Source organism: Ruficoccus amylovorans, from assembly GCF_014230085.1.
In the GTDB taxonomy this organism is placed as follows: domain Bacteria; phylum Verrucomicrobiota; class Verrucomicrobiia; order Opitutales; family Cerasicoccaceae; genus Ruficoccus; species Ruficoccus amylovorans.
In genome coordinates this window covers 1-6,296 of record NZ_JACHVB010000057.1, presented here as the reverse complement: position 1 = coordinate 6,296, position 6,296 = coordinate 1, and the positions used below count along the sequence as shown (strand labels likewise).

The 6,296-nt window shown below is 55.2% G+C and carries 2 protein-coding genes; both read left to right on the top strand.

From position 1 onward, the window contains the following. On the top strand, nt 1-846 hold an 846-nt coding region (locus H5P28_RS16650), incomplete at its 5' end, for an Ig-like domain-containing protein (RefSeq protein WP_185676828.1). 636 nt (nt 847-1,482) lie between these two features. Next, nucleotides 1,483-6,296: RHS repeat domain-containing protein (locus tag H5P28_RS16645; RefSeq protein WP_185676827.1), on the top strand; the 4,814-nt coding region annotated here is incomplete at its 3' end.

The following is a 6,296-nucleotide window of genomic DNA, read 5'->3' as shown; positions in this document are numbered from 1 at the left end:
TACGCCCCCGCCAACCTCGGGCAAGCCAAGCATCTGGCCAAGGCAGCCTATCTGGAGATGGAATCGCAGGAAACGGGGAGTGCCGGGAGCGAGGTCGCCTCGATGGTGGCCAACTTCTCGACAAACCCCGGTATCAACTACGCCCCCTTGAACCTGGGCCAACTCAAGGCGCTCGCAAAACCCTTTTATGACGTCATGCACGCTGCCGATGGTTTTATCATCGTGCTTTCGGACGGAACATCTCTTTCTTCCGGAGAGTACCCTTGGGACCCGGCCACCCCTCTCTCCGCCAACTACGCCCCCGCCAACCTCGGACAACTCAAATATGTCTTCTCCTTTTCCCTGGAAGAGTGGGGGGTAGAAGTTACTCCTCCTGAGGTGCCCGGAGAGTATGAGCGAGCCTTTGTTTATCTTGTCGAGCCTACGATCAGGTACGCTGTTGTTGGGCAAGCGATTGGTTTGAAAGCTGTGGCAAGTTTTCCGGGAGATACAGTCAGTGGTGTGAAGTTTTATACTAATGGAGTTTTGTTGGGACCGGAAGACTCCTCCCCTCCGTATGAGTCTGGGTGGAGTCCGTCCGGCATCGGTAGCTATGCCTTGCAGGCAAAGGCCTCGTCGCTTGGGGGAGGAAGTGTGCTGTCTCCTGTATGGATCGTTGTCATACAAGAGGACGTGAATGGTGACGGCCTTGGAGATGTCTGGGCAATGGCAAACGGTGTCACGGGTCCTGGTGATGATGACGACGGAGACGGTATGACTGCTTTGGATGAGTTCGCCTCGGGCTTGTCGGCTGGTATAAAAGACCACCCTGTGGTCGGTCTGGAGTACTTCAGTGTGAGTCTGTGAGCCCTTTTGATTAATCTGATTTATTGTTGTTCCATGAGCGTTTATTTTAAAATCCTGTGTCTGTATTCATGGTTGATTGCTTTGTCGGCGATACGTGTCTCTGGTCAGTGTGGAATTAATGGTCCGGATATCGAAAAGATATATATTCCAGGATCTTATTTTTATTCTCAGACAGGGAGCGGTTCCATCTCTGGCTTTTGTGGCTTGAAAGACCTGCCAAGTAGGAGTGGGGTTTTGTATAAATCTAAATATAGCAGTTCGTACTCATATACCTATAAGCCTAATGGTTCTATTAGCTGGGGAATCGAATCTTATATGAACTCCAGATATGTCGGTGATGGTGGCCTCCAAGGACACATTAGAAGTATATATTTTGACTACTTCCGGGTGGGGGGGCGTTATGAAGATGTCTTGTACGACGAATCTGGAAACTACGGAAGTGAGGGAGTCAATCTGAACTCGTACATTATCACTTCAGATGCATCTGCGCGTGTATCTGGCAGCCATATGCGTGAGCCTACCGAGCGTGAAGATTGGGCTGATCGGTATAATCTCCAGAGTCCAATGTCCATAACAAGTGCTCTATTAGGATATGCACCGGACTCTCAATCTGACAAGATTGCATATATATCTGATATGCCTGAAGGGGAAATCGGAGGCCACCTGATAACAATCTCGATGTCCGGGCACAGGTCTTTTTACGTAGGCTACCGGTGGACTCCTCGCACGTGTGGCGACTGGGAGTTTACGCCCGTGTTCTGGCGCTGGGGGATGGATGAGGAACGTAGTGCTGGCTCTGAGGTCAAGGGAAGTAAGTTGACCCTCGAACCGGACAGCGAGGGGGTCTATACGCTTTCAGGGGATGTGGTTGCTGTGAAGGGATATTACACGGAGTTCCTCTACATGGAGGCTAAGCGTAATTGCTCGTCGATGCCCGCCGGTGGCGGAAGCGGCGGCGAGGGGAGTGCCTACTTTAACTTCGGGCTCGGAGAATTGAGCCCGACCCAGGGGGCGGGCTCGCTGGGATTTTATGTGGATGCGATCAGTCAAGAGGCCTATGCGCCCGCGATCCTGGGGTATGGCTGGCGCAGCGGAGTGAACATGGTTGAGCACCCGGTTGACGGCAGCCTGCGGCAGATCGTGGCTCCGCAGGCGCAGGTGGACATCGTCCGTACTGCAAGCGGTCTTGCTGATGCTTATGATCCTACCGCGACCTATGCGGCTGGAGACGAGGTGCTTTATCAGGATTATGTATATGTTTCTCTGCTGGGGGCTAATGCCGGAAATAACCCGCTTGAGGAACCATCCTATTGGGCGCGGAAAGCTCCTGATCTTGACGAGGGCACTTATGAGGCTGGGGATCAGGTCTGGTATCGGAATGTGATCTGGGAAGCGACGGGGCCGGTCACGGTCACCATTTCCGGCGGCGTTTTTGATTTTGATGAAAACGATTGGACTGCGATCTACAAGCCGGGGGCGTTCGAGGTTCGCTTTTATCGTCCGGGAAGTTTTGAGGCAGCGCCGGATAGTGTTACTGGACTCTATCCGCTTGTCAGTGGAGCTAATCCATTTGTGACCTATGTGGTCAGCAATCCGACTCCGTCTGCTTCCGAACCGGACCAGCTCAAGGTGGAGGAAATCCGTTCCGGTGCGAGTGTGAATGTTTACCATTGGACGCAAACGGGCAACACTTGGAGCTATGCGGAGGGGGGCAACTTGATCTTGACCGAGCTGACCCGGAGCGGGGCATTTGACGAGAATGCCCCTGTGGGGACGACCCGGACGGAACGTCGCAAGTTGAAAAATGGAAGTGGTGAGGTTGCATCGGATGTATTGAAAACTTACGAGATGTTCCCTTGGGGAGAGGAACTGATCTCGGAGGCGCAGGACCCCGAGGGGGTGAACCGGGTAACTCGCTACTATTATCACGATGAGGACAGTGGTGCGCCCGGCTATGGGCGGCTGAAACTGAGGGTGGGGCCCTTTGGCAACTGGGATTACTGGATCTATGATGCTGACGGGCGTCAAATTAAGACAGTCTCTCAGTTTAAAAACACTTCTGCTCCTGGCGGTGACACCCTGCCTTCCTCTGTGGACGAGAGTAGTAATCGGGTGGTTTCGCACACGTTTAATGAGGATGCTGATGCCGGTTGGAATGCGTCCTTGGGGGAATTACGCCGGACAGTGACCTATGTGCAAGGGAATGAGGTTAGTAGGGGCTACCAGATTAGGTACGAGGAGCGTGAGATTGAGCGTATTCAGGGAATTGATACCGAGGTCAAAATCGTAACCTACGTCGATTGTACAGTTCCCGGCGCGGCCTTGGGAGCCGCCTCCAATCTGGTCACCGTTGAACGTACGATTGATGAGTTTGATCTCAAGGGGCAGCCCTTCAGCATCGAGCGCCCCGATGGTACGATGACCCGGTATTCCTACTCCTACGATACTTCCAGTAGTGAAACGATGGACTGGCTCGTGACAACCAGGGAGGAAGGCACCTATGTTTACACCCCTCTGCTGGAGTTTGAGCCCTTTTTGCGTGAGGTTACGGTTGTGGACGGAGTGGGCAATCTGCAATCCCGTGAGAGCTTCCGGTTTGATGAGAGTGGCGAGCCCTTTACCGTAGATCTTGAAGTGGTCAACGGACACGATTCTGAGACGGGCCGTCCGACTTCTATTATCTATTTGGATGGTACGACTCGTGATATGGCCTATGCCTGCTGTGGGCTGGCTTGGGAGTTGAGTCGAGATGGAGAATACACCCAATACACCTATGACGATGCGGGGCGCGTAGTGGAGGCCCTCAAAGGGGATGGCCTGACAAGTTACGATCTGGACGCTGCTGGTCGCGCAGTGCGGACTACATTCAGTAAGGGTAGTGCTTCGACAGAAACTACCTCGACCTACAACAAGGCTGGTGAGCTTGTGTCCAGTATGGATGTGATGGGGCGAATCACGGACCGCATCAAGGATACCGTTACTGCTGCTGGTGAAACCTTTGTTCGTGAACGCGTGTCCTTCCCTTATCTGCCAGGGCAGGCCCCAGTCTGGGCAACCACGACTCTCAGCTATCAGGATGGCTCGCTCTATCAGGTCAGCGGCCCTTCTACAATGGCTCGCCGGTACAGTTATTCTTCAGCCGTGCCGGGGGAAGAGGCTACGACTGAGACTTTTCTGAAGCCGGACCTGAGTGCCTCGGGCGAGTATAGCACAACCGTGACGGACATGTTGGGGCGTACGCGAACGGTTCTGCAACCGGCTCTCGCTCCCGGGGGGGCGGGCGAGGCGCAGACCAGCTACAGTTACAATGCCTTGGGGCAACTAGTCTCAATGGAAGATCCAACCGGCGTCACAACCTTTTACGTGTACGATGATGAGGGGCAGTTGTGGAAAACCTATGTGGGGGATGATGTTGAGGGGCCGGTGCAGACGACAACCATCAGCTACGGGCCTGCTTCGTGGGATAGCGGAGTGCGGGTTCGCAAGACGACTTCTGTGAGTGGGGATGATGTTTCAGGGGCGCAAGTCACCGAGGTCAGCCTCGACGATCTTACCACTGTCACAACTCAGTACGGACTGACGGCGACAACGGTTACGGCATTGACCCCTGCCGTGCCGGTGGGCGGATCGGGTGGCTATGCTCCGGCCACCCGTACGGTCACGACGAGCATTGCCGACGCCGTTGGGGGCTTTGTCTCGAAAACAATTACCGTTTACGCGGATGGCCAAGTGGTCTCCAGTGCAAGCTATGACGCTCAGGGCGCCATGCTTGATCAGACTCAGTACACTTACAGCGACTTGGGTGCTCCGCATACCGTGAGCGATGCCTTCGGTGTCACGACCTACAGTTATCTGGCTAATGGTCGTCTCGAGAGTGTGACGACGCCTGTGGCGGTTGAGGGATCCAGTCTCCCCGGTGACCAGGCACAGACGACTTCCTATGCCTATAGCGATGCCCCGGATGGGAGCATGACGAGGACAATCACCTTGCCGGACGGAAGAATACAGACCGAGGAATACTATCCGGATGGACAACTCAAGCGTCGCAGCGGGTCGAGAACCTACCCGGTAGAGTATGCTTATGACTACGCGGGTCGCATGGCCACGATGAAGACTTGGCAGGATTACCCTTCGGGGGTTCCGGTTGTTACCCATTGGGTTTATAATGCTCGCGGGCTTTTGCAGGAGAAATACTACGCCTACGAGGTGGGGAATCCCGGCACTCCTGACCTGAGCTATACATACGACGATGCCGGCCGACTGAAGACTCGGACCGGTGGTCGTGGGATTGTTACGGCTTATTCCTACGACCCGGACTACGGCTATCAGACGGGCATATCCTACAGTGATGGTAAGACTCCAGCCATCAGCTATACGCAGTATGACCGCAGCGGGCGAATCGGAGCCATAACCGATAGGACTGGCACGCGAACGCTTGTTTATGGGGATGGTCGGATTGTCTCGGAGACCTATGAAGCGGACGGGGAGCCCTGGGATGGTTTTGCGGTTGAGAGGACATTTGATGCGGCCACTCGCCCGAACACGGTCAGCCTTTCCGATGGCACCAGTCCGCTGCACGCAGTGCAGTACGGCTTCGACGGTGTCACAGGGCGTCTGGAGACGATTGGCTTCAGTCAGGGCGGTCAGGTGCACACGGCGGCATACGGTTATCGCCCCGGTAGCGCTCTGGTGGAAAATGTGGTGCAGTCCCGTGGGGCTGCGGAAGTGCTTGCCGTTCACCGTCAGTATGATAATCTTGGTCGTCTAAGGAGCCTGAGTTATGGTATTCCTCATCAGCAACTGGGTATGACCTACGCATACAATGCGGCGAACCAGCGGACTGCGGCCACTCTGGGCAGCGGAGAGTACTGGCTTTACGGTTACGATGCGTTGGGGCAAGTCACCAGCGCTGCGAAGTACCTGCCTGGTGCGCAACCAATTCCCGGCTACGTGTTCAATTACGGGTTTGACGATATCGGTAACCGTACTCAGGCCGGGCGGGATGGGAATACAACCCGTCGTCAGGTGTATTATGCCGGAGCCGATGCCACCGGGACAAACGGTGCCAATCCGCTTAACCAGTACGGCAGTCGCAGCGTGCCTCGCGTCCTTGGAGTGCTGGGGTCTGCTCACCCGGCGGCGGAAGTGACGGTTAATGCGGAGACGGCCACCCGTACAGGAGAGTACTTCCAGGCACTCTTGGATTACTCCGGGGAAACAAGTCCAAATGCTGCCCGGCAGGAGAGTATCGCGATCCAGGGAACCTACTCAGGGCAGGGGAGTGGTGGTGCCGATGCTGTCGCCGAGGCTGAAGCCAGCGCCTACCTACCTCCCAACCCGGAAAACTTTATATACGATGACGACGGGAACTTGTCCAACGACTCTCGTTGGGTGTATACTTGGGATGGTGAAAATCGCCTTATTGCGATGGAGCCAACTTCTGTGGCAGC